The organism is Paenirhizobium selenitireducens ATCC BAA-1503, from assembly GCF_900492185.1.
GTDB lineage: Bacteria > Pseudomonadota > Alphaproteobacteria > Rhizobiales > Rhizobiaceae > Allorhizobium > Allorhizobium selenitireducens_A.
Window position 1 is genome coordinate 48,346 of record NZ_UEYP01000013.1, and the last position, 13,004, is coordinate 61,349.

A 13,004-nucleotide genomic window follows, 5' to 3' on the forward strand; every position below is an offset into this window, starting at 1 on the left:
GAGCGGGTCAGGCCACGACGCTTTGCGTTTCGTCATCATCGCGCGCAGACTTCGCCAGCGCCTCCTCGACCTCACGCAACTTCTGGCGCTTCTCAGCCAGTTCGTCGGCAAAGGCGAAGGTGCCACCGTGCCGCGACTGGTAGGAGGAAAGCCGCCGCTGGTACTCCGCCAACCTCTGGCAATAACGCTCCCGTTCCCCTTCGAACCCGTCGAGCGCGTGCTCGAGGCGGGAGATGGCCCCGAGTGGCGTGACAGTGACGGCGAGATCGATCTCGTAATCGGCGCCGGTGCGCCGGAGCAGTGTCTGATAGTGGTAACTATCGCCCCGGCCAAAACGCTCGCCGTCATAGACGAGATCGAAGCCGCCGATCGATGCGATGTGGACTTCACCTTGGCTCTGGAGCTGGACGAGGGTGAGGATTTCCTTCATCAACGCCCGACCGGCATCCTTCCGCTCCGTGTACGGCTTGCCCATCACAATCATCGTGAAGGCATCGCCCGATGTGGGGACCAGCCGTTCGATATCCTGTCCGATTTCACCGATGCGGCGGGTCGCCGTCTCGATCTCGCGCTCGGCATCGCGAAGCTGCCGGCGAACTGCAAAGAGATCGTCGTCATGGGCGGCGCGCAGACGCTCGATGCGAGCAATGTCGGCCTCCAGCCCCGCCTTTTGCATCAGGCGCTCGTCACCACTGGCGATGGCCTTGGCCATGGCGAACTGATTGGCCTGGCCTTCGTTCAGATCTTCCAGCCGGCGGATGGAAGTGTCCCCGGACAGTGCGGCGGCAATAAACCTCGCCTTTCGTTCGTTGTTCTGCCACATCGTGGCATCAAGGCTGCCTTGCGTGGCGTAGGCGAAGATGTCGACCTCGTCGTGCTGGTTGCCCTGGCGAACGATGCGGCCCTCGCGCTGCTCGATCTGCGACGGCAGCCAAGGCACGTCGAGATGGTGCAGTGCCTTCAGCCTGAGCTGGGCATTGACGCCCGTGCCCATGGTTTCCGATGACCCGATCAGGAAGCGGATCCTCCCGGCGCGCACGTCACCGAACAGGCGCTGCTTTGCCTCGGTCTTCTTGAAGTCCTGCATGAAGGCGATTTCCGACGGCGGCACGCCCATGCGGACCAGTTCGTCGCGGATCCAGCGATAGGCAGAGAAGCCCCTTGTCTTCTCGACATTGATCGTGCCGAGATCGGAGAAAATCATCTGCGCCGCGCCGGGAAGTTCGTAAGGCTTGCCGTCCGGGCGGAGATAGGTGTTTTCCGCGGTCTGCTTCCAGATGCGGAAGGCATTGCGAACGAGCAGATTGAGCTTGTTATCCGGCTCGTCATCCATCGCCGGCATCACCAGGCGGAGATCGATCGCCGCATGGCGGCCGTCGGTAATGACGGAGAGCAGAATGTCGTCGCCGGGTTCGGGTGGACGATCACGTTCCTCGATCGCCTTGATGCGGCCTTCCAGAATTTGTTGATAAGCCTTGAAGGCGGGGGTGGGTGCCGCGGTCAGAATCTGCCGCTTGCCGGTGGCGATCTCCGGCACCTTGACATGCGCTTTAAGATCCTCCGGCATCACCACATCGGCGAAGGCCCGGAACATGGCGATCAGCTCCGGCACATTGACGAACGAGGCAAAGCGCGACACAGGCTTGTATTTGCCGGAGGGCTGGAGTTCCAGTTCGGTGCGCTCATCGCCGAAGTTCGAGGCCCAGGCGTCGAACTCATGCAGCCCGCGCTCGCGCAACGCCTCGTAGCCAAGCAGCCGCTGGATCGAGAACATTTCGCCGAGCGTATTGGTGATCGGCGTGCCCGAAGCCAGCACCAGGGCGCGGCCGGGATTCTTCGTCTCAATGTAGCGGCTCTTCACATAAAGGTCCCAAGCTTTCTGGGACCCGTTCGGATCGATGCCCTTGAGCGTCGACATATTGGTGGCGAAGGAGAGTTTTCTGAACTCCTGCGCCTCATCGACGACGATCTGGTCGATGCCGATTTCGGAGACGGTCAGCAGATCGTCCTTGCGGGTAGAAAGCGCCTCCAGCCGCTCCTGCAAGCCCTCCTTCAGCCGCTCGAGCCGCTTGCGCGAAACCCGGTCCTCATCATCGACCCTGGTCAGCAGGTCCTCGTAGAGCTGCAGCTCGTCGCGGATCATCTGCTGTTCGAACGCGGAGGGCACGCCTATGAACCTGAAGGCAGAGTGCGTGATGATGATCGCATCCCAGACCGCCGTGGCCGCCCGCGACAGGAAACGCTGGCGCTTGTCCTTGGTAAAGTTGGTCTCGTCGGCGACGAGAATGTTCGCCGAGGGATAGAGCGCCAGGAACTCGCGCGCGGCTTGTGCGAGGCAGTGGCCGGGAACGACCAGCATCGCCTTGGCGATCAGGCCGAGCCGACGCTGCTCCATGATCGCAGCCGCCATCGTCATCGTCTTGCCGGCGCCGACGGCATGGGCGAGATAGGCGGAGCCGGAGGAGATGATCCTCCAGATGCCGCGTTTCTGATGCCCATAAAGAACGAAAGCGCCCGAGGCGCCGGGAAGCTGCAGATGGGAGCCGTCAAACCGTCGCGGCGCGATGTTGTTGAAGCGGTCATTGTAGACCCGGGCCAGCCGGTCGGTGCGATCGGGATCAGACCAGACCCAGGTCTGGAACGCCTCCTTCATCCGTTGGAGCTTGTCGCGCGCCGCTTCGGTATCGACGACATTCAGCACCCGCCGCTCGCCATCGGCGTCCTTGATGGTGTCGAAGATCTGCGGCACCCGGGAATTCAGCGCATCGGCGAGCAGTTCGCCGGCATGGCGGCGGCTCGTGCCCCATTCCGAAGTGCCGGCGGCGCTATAACCAAGTTGCCGAGCCTCTACCGTCCATGATCCCAGTTCCGGCATATGATGAACGCGGATCTCCGCCCCCATCATCTCGTGCACGAAGGCGACGACGTCGGAGGCCGGGATCCACGGAGCTCCGAGTCGAGCGGTGATATCGGACGGGCGCAGATCGGCCGGCTGCACCTCCTGCAACGCCCGGACATTACGCTCAAAAGCGGGATCGAGCGCAGCGGCGGCTTCCGCGGCCGCAAGCTTGGTGCGGACCGGGCCGGAAAGGTAGGCGTCTGAGGTCTGCCAAGAGCCATCGGTCGGATCGCGGAAGATCGCGTCACCCAGTTCAGCGATCACCGCATCGGGGTCACGATGCAGGACTTCGGCGATATGGTCGACGTCGACGCGGCCGCGCTCGTTGAGCACCACGGCCAACGCATCGGCCGCCGATGTGATCACCGGGACTGCCGGTGGCGAGATCACCCGTTCGGAAAAGATCGGACCGGGACGGGCGGTATCCGTCTCAAGGTCATAGTCCTCGATGGAAGCGACCAGCCAGCAATCGGGATCGTCGCGAAAGGGCTGAAGGTTCGGTTGCCGATGGGTTTGGCGCACCTCACCAGTCTCGGTATCCTCTGACATCGAAACCGTCGTGTGGTTGACCGGGCCGAAGTCGCGGACGAATGACGACCAGGCAATGCGCAGGCGTACCTGCAGATCCTTCCAAGGGCGATCCTGCTCCTGGGCCTTCAGCACGTCGCGCACCGCGTCCCGGACCGGGATCAGCTTTTGGATGATGCGGACATGCTTTCCGGACAGGCATTCGCCTGGCTGCCTCTCGGCAGACCGCCCCTTGCGAACCTTGATCGGAACCGGAGAGCCGTCGACCATCTGCATCAGGCCGTGCCTGGCGTCGATGAAGAAGCTGCCCTCGCGAACTTGTCCGTCTCCGCGGCGAAGATCGACGATCTCCCCGAGTTCGCCCTCCAGGTCGATGTCAATTGCTGACGGCTCGCCGTCGTAGCGATCTTCCGGAAGAAGAGAGATGGCGGCACTGAGCGCCACTTCGAGATCGACGCCGGCGCGACCACGGCACGTATATGTCTCGCCGAACGGGCCCGACGTCAGGGCGTGGTCGCCAAGCACGAAATCAGGATGCCGTGCGAACCACCTGTTAATGCGGATGGCGCCTTCGTCTTCTGTTGCCGGGCGGACTTCATCTAGGTCGAGCCAGGTCTGGTCGCCCTCAGCTTCTCCAGTCTTGCGCTTGCGTAAGAACAGGATGTCGACGACGACGTCGGTACCGGCATCGCGGCGGAAGCTGCCTTCGGGCAGACGAATGGCGGCGATCAGATCGGCCGATCTGGCGATGTGCTCGCGGGCTGTCGCATCCGCCTTGTCCATCGTGCCGGAACTGGTGACGAAGGCCGCGAAGGCGCCGGGCTTCAGGAGATCGATGGACCTCGCGATGAAGTAGTCGTGCAGACGCAAACCAAGCGAGCGATATTGCCGGTCCGACCGCACGGTGCGATCGGAAAACGGTGGATTGCCAATGGCAAGGTCGTAGATCGGCGAAAGATCGGTGCGCGCGAAATCCCCTCGTATAATCCGGGCTTTCGGCTGCAGGAGCTTTACGATTCGCACAGTCACCGGATCGAGTTCGACACCGGTCACGTGAGCGTTGTCGCGATACGCCCTCGGCATCAGCGCCGGAAACAGGCCCGTGCCGATGCCCGGCTCCAGCACGCGACCGCCACGCCAACCTAAGCGCAGCAATCCCGCCCAAATCGCCCGGATGATGAACTCCGGCGTGAAATGCGCATACTGCGTGCAACGCAACAGGCTGGAATAGTCGCTCTCGGACACCGCACTTTCGAGCGACGAGCCGAGATCGTCCCAGCCATCCCGAAACCCCATCTCGCCCGGACGGCGGAACATGCCGTTCGCCAGCGCGGAGGCGCCGAAGCCGGTGAACCGGACAAGCTTCGCTTGCTCGCCTCTCGTGGCGGGCCGCTCCTGCTTCTCGATGTCAGCGGCAAGAAGGATGGCAGCGACGTTGGCTTTGGCCCGCTCTTTCCACGAGGCGGCAAGGCCGCGATCCTCGCCGTCATCGAGATAGAAATTCGTGCGCTCCCCCTGCCGGCGTGGTGCTGACCGCAGGGGCGGTACAATCGGCAGCGCCGGTGCGGGCGCCGGGGGCGTTGGATCGGGATCGTCGTCATTGGCTGCCTCGGGTGCGAAACCACCTGATGTCGTCACGCCGAGATTTAAGCGCGAGGACAGGGCTGTATTCCCGAACATGTCGAGGGTGCCAGACGGATCAAGCGAAAAAGGATCGTAGGACATGAAAATGCTCTCCTTGGAAAAGGGCGAGCGCCATCGTTCCGCTGGATGTGACCTGCGGGCGGGACGGTCGTGAAGTTGTTGGAAGGGCGCGCCGCGTCAGCGGCGGATCAGGCTGATCGATAAGGAAGTGTCGTCCATCACGATCCGAAGGTGCGTCGCCTCGGGCTGAGCCGCGATGAGCTTTTCGAGTTCGACGGCGTCGATGAATTCGACCCCGTCATCGCCCCCGAAATATCGTCTCTTGTAATGCCAGTAATCCGGATTGGTCTTCGGATCGCATTCCTCGGCATAGATGACGAGTGGCCGTTGTCCTTCAGCGAGTTTTCCGTTCGAGAGAAGGTAGACGCCCTCGTCACCGACCAGCCACAGGCCGGCTCTGGCCTCGGCTTGAGGGGATATTCCCTGATACGGAATCCGAAAGCCGCCGTTTGCGGCCGCGTCGACACGGCCACGCGCCAGCACGGCGCAAATGTCCGTGAGAGAGAAAGTGAACATGCCACTCTCCCTCACGCCGCTTGTCGCTCGGGCAGGTAACGCAGATGTACCGGCAGCTTCGCCGCGATCTCCACGTCCGTCAGGTCGTCCAGCAGCTTGCATGTGGTGCCGCCTGCCCTAGTGAAGAACATGACCGTGCGCTTGCTGCGATCAGCCTCTGGCCAACGCTCGCCGGAGTAGCCGCGATAATCGTCCGCCGTGCTGCTCCAGATGTGTTCCAGCCTCTCCTCGCGCGTCATCGCCCGGACGGGACGGGATTCACGCTCGACGATGGCTTCGCGCATGCGTTCGGGCGAACCCTTGTCGGCGAGGTCGCAATAACCGTGGAAGCGCCGGATGCGCCCGTCGATCGACAGCGTGAAAAAGATGCTGGTGATCGAATCGGTCAGGAACTCGCGCATGGCGAACATCTCTGCCTTCATCCAGAGCGGAGGCAGGATCTCGAACATGTAATCGTGGGATGCCTCACCGATCTCGAACCATTCGCCGCGATAAAGCGCACTGTCGTCGCCCTCCCACCGGTTCGGGCGCTGCGCATGACGGTCGAACATGCGGAACATCTGCCGGCGATCGGCGATGCCCTGATAGACTTTACGGATGGGAGAGAGGTTCATGATGGGCTCCTTCTGGCCTCGTCGGGCTGGAGCGCGGCTCATCTTTGCGATGGCGCCATCTTCTCTTCAGCCCTTCCTGACCCCTCCCCCGCGGCCGCCTCTCCGACGGCCCGAGTCAAGGGCCGGCAAAGCCGGGCGAAGCTTCACCCTTGACGTGGCCGGCGGGCATGCGGCAGGCCTCTCCTGCTCTCCCATTTTTCCTTTTCTTGCCCTCTTCTCTCCCGCAATGCGTCGTTCCAGTCCTCGGCCGGCGGCGTCAGGCGGAACCAGTCGCAGCCGGCATCTTCGGCGATGTCGCGGAGGCGGGCGGCAAAGGCCTCGCCCTGGCTGTTGGCATCCGTGGCGGCGACGAGCTGCGCGCCGGGGCGTGCGGCGAGTACGCGAACCGCGGCTTCTGTCGTCGGCGACCATCCCCCGCCCGTGCTGAGATAGAGGCTCCCCTCTCGCATTCCTTCGAATGCGGCCAGGCTCATGGCGTCGATCGCTGCCTCGGTAACGCACAGACGCGGAGCATCGAGGGAGCCGAGGCGGAACAGAACCTTCGACCCTCCGGTCGAGAAGCCACGCCAGTCGGGGCCGCGCTCCTCCCAGCCGGTGACGGCGCCATGGTCATCGATATGAGCCGCCCACATGCTGCCGTGGGGACCTTCCCGCAGTACATCGCGCCGGAGGGCGGCACGGATGATGTTCTCAGGCAGGCAGCGTTCAGTACGCAGATAGCGCCACGTCATCGACCCTCGCCAAGGCTGGCGGCGTTTTGCCCACCGCTCGGGGATGGTCTCGGCCGGAACGGAATCTCGAACATTTCGGGTCCATACTGGCTCTTTGGCGACAAAACCGACCAATGCGGCGACCTGGTCGAGCGCTTCGACGAAGGACACTCCTTCGAGATGCGCGGCGAGACTGAAGACGTCGCCTTTCGCGTCGGACAGGGGATCGAACCAACCCCGCCCGTCATGGATGACGATGACGATCTCGGCCCCGCGTCGATATTTTATCGCCTTGCGGGTGCTCTCCTTCACGTCGACCGCGAAGCCGGACTGCTCCAACACGACGCCGCAGAGAACACGGTCCCGCAGGCCTTCCAGTTCTTTTTTCTCCATGCTTTCTGTCGGCGTTCACACGTCCGCCCTTCTTGTCCGTTTCTCGTTTCTCCCCGCAGTTTGCGGTACCCCTTTCCGGCGGCCCGCGAAGAGCAAAGGGGGTAAGGGCACGGCCGGCAAGGTGCAGATCTGCACCTTGCCGAACTGGCCGTGCCAGCCGCGGCGAAGCTTCCCTTGCCGCCTGCCGCTCGCAAGCGGCACCTGAAAGAGGGGAAAGCCGGCTCAATGAGCCGGCCCGTATTCGAAGGGATCGAATTCGGCGATGGTCTCGACCTCGCCGTCATCGAGTTCGTCGCTCGGCAGGACGCCGAACTCGTTTCCGGACCTGAAGAGCGTGACCGGGACCATCAGGGTCCGGGCGAGCGCGAAAGCGTGGCGTTGAGCGAGTGCAAGATCCTGTGCCATGTGAGAAACCTCCGTCCGGAGCGGGCCAATCCCGCTCGATGGCTCCTCGAAGAACCAGGGACGGTCGCGATCACCGCTTGAGGCGAATGCCCAAGCGGCCGCAGCTTGCTAGCGGACCCTCAACGGGTTGATCGACGGAGATCCGGACCTGGTCCAGGACGCCATCCATAAAGAGCGGGATTGGTTTGCTTCGGAGGGCCGAGAGGTCTTCCGGCACAGGTCTTTCACCTGCGCCACAGCTACAGCTTCGCCCTGCTTCTTTCCGCCAAGCACCGGGCAGGTGTTCAGCGGCGACGGGCGGCTTCCTGATCGGCAATCGCCTTGACGACCTCGAAGTCCATCTTGGCACGCGGTTCGATGCGGGCGACTTCGCTGGCAACCTTGGCACAATGCCAGTATTCACCGGCATTCCCTTGCGCCCGGCTGTTGAATTCTCAGATAGAGCCATTTGCGGCGTTGGTCGCCGCAAATGCCCTTGAAAGCAGACCACATGGCGCTGAACTACAACAGTTTTCTGGCTTTAACAGCCGCTTCGACGGAGAGGACGCAGTAAAGCTCGCGGCAATAGACGACGATATCCCTATCCATCTTAAGCTCGCCGCGACCGCAATGCCCATTGCCATGGCGCATCACCACGACGATCTGCCCACCACGGCGACCGTCATTCAGCTCCGCGTGAACTATCCAAGATGCTGATTACCCTAGGGATCCGGCGCGATCCTTAACCGCGCGGTCTTCTCTCACCATAAGCAGCCACATATCGACCCGTTCCAACCCACTTCAAGGAAAGCAGGCCGTAATGAGTGACGACCGCCAACAACCCAACGATCGATCCATAGTTCAAGAAGAAATCTGATGTCGACTCATTGAAGTCCCACATATCGAGGGCATAGGTCAGCATAAGCTTGGAGCCGAACGCCATCTCCGAAAAGCTCTTCACACCCCAGGCGGCGACAACCAGAGCAAGGATCCTGGCGGCCCATGCCCGCACAGAATTCGCTTGCTGTATGCCGAATGTCGTCCGAAACACATTCATCACCACTTCCCACCGCGTTCCAAGGTGGATCGCGACGATCAGAAGGACCCAGTATCCGCCGAACATATGGATTTCCCGCACTGCGAAGGCTCCGCTGAGGGCGGTGAACGGAAAGAGATCACGGGAGACCAGCAAGCTGGTCACCAGCATGACCGTCATGCCAATGGCGAGACAGAAGATGGTGACCAGGTTGACGATACGGGTGGCATCCATCTTGCGTTTCGTTACGCTGCCATACCAGCGCCTGTTGAAGACGTTGTGCACGATTACGAGAGCAAACAGGGCAGTACCGAGAAGCTCGTGGGACAGATTGTCGAGCCACCAGTATGCCAGGCAAGCGATGATGAGAGCTACGGCCAGGAAGTCCAGTAGCAGGCGGATACGGAAGACGTTCATTCGAATTCGAACCGCCGCATTTCGTTGAAGGTGTAGAGGAAGTCACGATCCGCGCGGGACATGTGACAGCTCTGGCAGCGGGCGGTATTCTCTGCTTCGTTGATCGTGCCGTCCGGCTTGAACCACTGGAACTGCCAGTCGGCGGTGCGGCGGTTTTCGTCGTAGTCCTGCCCCCAGTTCTCGCCCTTCTCCATGATGAAGTACCGGAACACTTCGCCGTCGCGGTAATCGACGAGCGCGACATGAGTGCCGTTGGGGATCGGGTCACCGCGCTTGACGGCCTCGATCGCCTCGCGTGTCGTCATGATGTGCTCGGTGACTTCACCGCGCGTTACCGTCGTGTAGTGAACGAGCTTCGCGATGTCGGGCATCGTCGCGCGCGTCGGCTCGGCGTGGACCTGCATGCCGACGAGCAGGACCGCCAGTCCTGCCACCGTCGCGCCGCCAATGCTGCCAATGATCTTCTTCATCCAAACTCCTCTGATCAGCGGGGTACGAAACGTCACCGCGTGTATTGTTCGTCGGTAACATGTTCCATCCACTCGACGGATTTGCCATCAAGCGTCTCGGAAATGGCGATATGGGACATTCCTGTGGTCGCCGTCGCGCCATGCCAGTGCTTTACGCCCGGCGGGATCCACGCGATGTCGCCCGGGCGAATTTCCTGGATTTCGCCGTCCCAATGCTGGACGAGGCCAACACCTGCCGTGACGATCAGCGTCTGGCCAAGAGGATGGGTGTGCCACGCGGTGCGTGCGCCGGGTTCAAAGGTTACGGTCCCGCCACCGACTGTGGCTGGCGCGGTTGCTGAGAAACGTGAATCGACCCGCACGGCTCCGGTAAAATTGCTGGATGGACCCACCGTCGACGGGTTGTTCCCGACCCGTGTCACCGACACAGCCTTGTCGGGTTCAGCAGACGCAGCGGAAGCGCCCAAGGATAAGGCTACTGTCAATACGGACTTCATGTTCATCGTGCACCTGTCTTCATGGAAGTTGGGAAGTCTTCGGCGGCTTATTTTTCGGCGAAAACTTCCTTGGCGATCGCCACTGCCGACACGGCGCTCGGCCAGCCGGAGTAAAACGCCATATGGGTAATGGTCTCGACGAGCTGCTCTTCCGTCAGGCCATTGGCCTTTGCGCGCACGAGATGCGAGCGGAGCTGGTCCGGACGGTTGAGAGCGATCAAGGCCGATACCGTCACCAGGCTTCGGTCGCGCTGGGAAAGCTGCGGCCGCTCCCAGATGTCGGCGTAGAGGACGTCATCGGTTAGTTCCGCCAGCTTCGGTGCGATATCGCCCATCAGTTGCTGTGTCCGCGACTTCGCGGAATCAAGGTTTGAGGCTGGTTCCTGTGCCATGCTGGCCTCCATTCCGGTTGCCATGACGATGGCTGCGACAAAAATTCCCGACATAAGCTTTTTCAAGTTCGTTTCCTTCATAATTCGGGCCTTCGGCATCGACCCAAGGCGGGACGGCCGCGCAGGGCCCGCGCGCGCGGAGGTGCGCCTCATGCGGAGGCGAGGTGACGGTCAAAGAACGGCTTCAACCTGGACAGGGCCGCATCGACATATTCGGGGACCCAGTAGGTCTCGATATGTTTCGCACCCTCGATCTTGAACAATTCCTTGTTCGTCGTTCCGGTAGCCTTGGAGAACGCATCCTCGGTCATGTAGAGGGTGTCGGCGGCGCTGCCCGCGATCATCAGCAACGGCACGTCGATCAGCGCGATCTCGTCCGTCGCGTCCCATCGCATCAGGTCCATCAGGCTGCTCGTCGTGTACTTGAAAGTGGAGCCCGGATGGGCGTGGGTGCGCCAGTAGTAGTGATAACCTTGGCGATAGAGATCGAACGGAAGGGCGGCAATCTGCGCGTCCGTCAAATTGGCGTCTCCGGAATAGAGGACCTCACCGCCGGCCGCTTCCTGTGCACGGGCTGCAGATGCCTGCTGCAGGCGCTTCTGGATCGTGTCCATCTGGCTATCCTGGAAGCCGTTGCGGCGGACGCGCCCGGAGTTGAACATGCTGAGCGTCGCCACGGCCTTGAAGCGCTTGTCGGTCTTGGCGGCCGACAGCGAGTACCCACCGCCGCCGCAAATGCCGAACAGGCCAAGACGTGCCGTATCGACACCGGGGAAGCCGCTGATGAAATCAGCCATGCCGTGGATATCTTCGACACGGTATTGCGGCTTGTCCGTGCTGCGTGGCTCGCCGCCGCTTCCGCCCTGATAGGCGGCGTCGGCGGTGATGGTGATGAAGCCCTGCTCCGCGAGGCGCTGGGCATAGAGACCCGTCGTCTGCTCTTTCACGCCGCCATTCGGGTGTGCCAGCACGAGGGCTGGATACGTCTTCGACGGATCGTAGCCCGCCGGGGTGTAAACGTTGGCGACGATATCGAGGCCGTTCAGCTTGTACTTCACCGGATGGATGTTCACTTTGCCCGGCTCGTTCGCGGTGATCGCACCGTCATAGACGAGCGTGAACGGGTTTTGCTTGTAGTCGGCGGCGACGGTTCTGGTCGTCATTGCTGAAACGCCAAGCAGTGCACCGGAGACGACGAGGGCGGAGGCTCCGAGGAACTCGCGTCGTTTTGTGTTGATGATCTCATTGGCCATAGTCAGGCTCCTTCTCAGTTCGGCAAGCGCGCAGCGGGTGGTCGCACGAGTGCGCCTGTGGATCAGTCGAGCTTCTTGTCGGTCAGGAATTTGGAGACGACGTCGGCGATTTCGACATTGTTCAGGTCAGACATCAGGAAGTGGGTTCCGCCCTTGATGCCGATCTCCGGCAGGTGAACGAGTGCGGCGTCGCCACCATGCTTGTTGACCGCCTCGACCCAGAGCTTCGCCATGCCCAGACGAACCCGCCAGTTGTCCTGACCGCGCTCGGTCGTCGGCTCGACTGGGAAATTGTCGCCGTAATAGATGACGATCGGCAGTTTGGTCAGCTTCTCGAAATCAGCGACCGGGACGACCTCACCCTTGAGCGTGCCAGCGGCGCTCGGCATGTCGGCCGGCACTTCGCCTTCCGGAAAGATGAAACCGCTACCGGGCTCAATCGCGACGATGCCCTTGACGTTCGGATTCTTGATCGCCGCCAGCCAGCCGGGACCACCTGCCTGAGAATGGGTGAACAGAATGCCCGGTCCGGTCTTCTCGAACAGGGCCGACATCGCGTCTGCGATTACGTTCGCATCGAACGGCCCGGTGTTCGGGGTGACCGAACGGAAGAACTGATCAAGGGCTGCGGGACTACGGTCGAACTGAACGTTCTCGAAATAGTCAGGCCATTTTCCGAGGCGAAACTGGTCGAAGAAGAGTTGGTCATAGGGTGTCGGCTCGATCGTGGTCGCAACGGTGCTGTTGCCCGCGCGGCCACGACGCGGCTGGTCGACTATATAGGTGGAGAAACCCTTGCGCAGGAAGATGCTCTGGAAACCTTCACGACCATCCGGTGTCGTCTCCCAGCTACGGCCGGACTGAAAAGCTCCGTGCAGCATGATGATGGGGAGAGGCTTGGGGTCCTGCGGAACCTGATAGAAGACGTAGGCGTGGTCGCCGTGAAGCGACTGCCCCTCGGCAGTCGGGGCATTGTTGTTGTAGGTGCCCGCGGTCTGCGAGACCGTACCGCCCACCGCAAAGCTGCCCTGATCCTGGATGACGAGCGGCTCAGGCTTTGAAGCCGATTGGGCAAAGGCCATGCTCGTGATCGCGAGGGCGGTTGAGAAGGCGAGGACGGATAGGGTCTTGGCGAGTGTGCGGGGCATGTCGATCTCACAATCATTAAGTTGCGAGCAGGGTATGCGGCCA

General features: G+C 61.9%; 12 protein-coding genes. 1 reads left to right on the top strand and 11 read right to left on the bottom strand.

The features are described 5' to 3' along the window. Positions 1 to 7: 7 nt before the first annotated feature. The 5 genes from RHIZ70P_RS18065 to RHIZ70P_RS18085 form a co-directional block, all read right to left on the bottom strand. On the bottom strand, positions 8 to 5,152 hold the full coding sequence (locus RHIZ70P_RS18065) for a DEAD/DEAH box helicase family protein (protein WP_115671880.1): 5,145 nt from the start codon (positions 5,150 to 5,152) through the stop codon (positions 8 to 10). Positions 5,153 to 5,248: 96 nt separating this feature from the next. Then, positions 5,249 to 5,647 (bottom strand): DUF3085 domain-containing protein, encoded by a 399-nt coding sequence (locus RHIZ70P_RS18070; RefSeq protein WP_115671881.1) that lies wholly within the window; start codon positions 5,645 to 5,647, stop codon positions 5,249 to 5,251. A gap of 11 nt (positions 5,648 to 5,658) precedes the next feature. Next, positions 5,659 to 6,261: a DUF1419 domain-containing protein gene (locus tag RHIZ70P_RS18075; protein ID WP_115671882.1), complete on the bottom strand. Its 603-nt coding sequence runs from the start codon at positions 6,259 to 6,261 to the stop codon at positions 5,659 to 5,661. A 143-nt stretch (positions 6,262 to 6,404) separates the two neighbouring features. Next, the gene (locus RHIZ70P_RS18080; protein WP_328588196.1) at positions 6,405 to 7,313 is read right to left on the bottom strand and encodes a DUF3991 and toprim domain-containing protein; all 909 of its coding nucleotides are present in this window, start codon (positions 7,311 to 7,313) and stop codon (positions 6,405 to 6,407) included. Between the two features lie 273 nt (positions 7,314 to 7,586). Then, the gene (locus RHIZ70P_RS18085; RefSeq protein WP_003501420.1) at positions 7,587 to 7,769 is read right to left on the bottom strand and encodes a hypothetical protein; all 183 of its coding nucleotides are present in this window, start codon (positions 7,767 to 7,769) and stop codon (positions 7,587 to 7,589) included. 321 nt (positions 7,770 to 8,090) lie between these two features. On the opposite strand from RHIZ70P_RS18085, the gene RHIZ70P_RS23070 reads away from it, so the two are divergent. Next, complete coding sequence (locus RHIZ70P_RS23070; protein ID WP_181904069.1) at positions 8,091 to 8,465, top strand: hypothetical protein; 375 nt, start codon at positions 8,091 to 8,093, stop codon at positions 8,463 to 8,465. Positions 8,466 to 8,490: 25 nt separating this feature from the next. Here the strand turns inward: RHIZ70P_RS23070 and RHIZ70P_RS18100 are convergent, their stop codons facing one another. From RHIZ70P_RS18100 to RHIZ70P_RS18125, 6 genes are all read right to left on the bottom strand, one after another. Further along, complete coding sequence (locus tag RHIZ70P_RS18100) at positions 8,491 to 9,201, bottom strand: DUF4405 domain-containing protein (RefSeq protein ID WP_115671885.1); 711 nt, start codon at positions 9,199 to 9,201, stop codon at positions 8,491 to 8,493. Further along, positions 9,198 to 9,671: a cytochrome P460 family protein gene (locus RHIZ70P_RS18105; protein WP_115671886.1), complete on the bottom strand. Its 474-nt coding sequence runs from the start codon at positions 9,669 to 9,671 to the stop codon at positions 9,198 to 9,200. The genes RHIZ70P_RS18100 and RHIZ70P_RS18105 overlap by 4 nt, the downstream gene beginning before the upstream one ends. Positions 9,672 to 9,703: 32 nt before the next feature. Further along, the gene (locus RHIZ70P_RS18110) at positions 9,704 to 10,174 is read right to left on the bottom strand and encodes a cupin domain-containing protein (protein ID WP_115671887.1); all 471 of its coding nucleotides are present in this window, start codon (positions 10,172 to 10,174) and stop codon (positions 9,704 to 9,706) included. Positions 10,175 to 10,215: 41 nt separating this feature from the next. Further along, complete coding sequence (locus tag RHIZ70P_RS18115; protein WP_318281752.1) at positions 10,216 to 10,572, bottom strand: carboxymuconolactone decarboxylase family protein; 357 nt, start codon at positions 10,570 to 10,572, stop codon at positions 10,216 to 10,218. A gap of 137 nt (positions 10,573 to 10,709) precedes the next feature. Beyond that, on the bottom strand, positions 10,710 to 11,813 hold the full coding sequence (locus tag RHIZ70P_RS18120; RefSeq protein ID WP_115671889.1) for an alpha/beta hydrolase: 1,104 nt from the start codon (positions 11,811 to 11,813) through the stop codon (positions 10,710 to 10,712). A gap of 62 nt (positions 11,814 to 11,875) precedes the next feature. Beyond that, positions 11,876 to 12,961, bottom strand: coding sequence for an alpha/beta hydrolase (locus RHIZ70P_RS18125; protein WP_115671890.1), 1,086 nt, complete (start codon positions 12,959 to 12,961; stop codon positions 11,876 to 11,878). Positions 12,962 to 13,004: the final 43 nt, after the last annotated feature.

What these genes read in the sequence shown, in the direction of transcription:
- RHIZ70P_RS18065 (WP_115671880.1), bottom strand. Translation starts at nt 5,152, where the DNA reads ATGTCCTACGATCCTTTTTCGCTTGATCCGTCTGGCACCCTCGACATG.
- RHIZ70P_RS18070 (WP_115671881.1), bottom strand. Translation starts at nt 5,647, where the DNA reads ATGTTCACTTTCTCTCTCACGGACATTTGCGCCGTGCTGGCGCGTGGC.
- RHIZ70P_RS18075 (WP_115671882.1), bottom strand. Translation starts at nt 6,261, where the DNA reads ATGAACCTCTCTCCCATCCGTAAAGTCTATCAGGGCATCGCCGATCGC.
- RHIZ70P_RS18085 (WP_003501420.1), bottom strand. Translation starts at nt 7,769, where the DNA reads ATGGCACAGGATCTTGCACTCGCTCAACGCCACGCTTTCGCGCTCGCC.
- RHIZ70P_RS18100 (WP_115671885.1), bottom strand. Translation starts at nt 9,201, where the DNA reads ATGAACGTCTTCCGTATCCGCCTGCTACTGGACTTCCTGGCCGTAGCT.
- RHIZ70P_RS18105 (WP_115671886.1), bottom strand. Translation starts at nt 9,671, where the DNA reads ATGAAGAAGATCATTGGCAGCATTGGCGGCGCGACGGTGGCAGGACTG.
- RHIZ70P_RS18110 (WP_115671887.1), bottom strand. Translation starts at nt 10,174, where the DNA reads ATGAACATGAAGTCCGTATTGACAGTAGCCTTATCCTTGGGCGCTTCC.
- RHIZ70P_RS18115 (WP_318281752.1), bottom strand. Translation starts at nt 10,572, where the DNA reads ATGGAGGCCAGCATGGCACAGGAACCAGCCTCAAACCTTGATTCCGCG.
- RHIZ70P_RS18120 (WP_115671889.1), bottom strand. Translation starts at nt 11,813, where the DNA reads ATGGCCAATGAGATCATCAACACAAAACGACGCGAGTTCCTCGGAGCC.
- RHIZ70P_RS18125 (WP_115671890.1), bottom strand. Translation starts at nt 12,961, where the DNA reads ATGCCCCGCACACTCGCCAAGACCCTATCCGTCCTCGCCTTCTCAACC.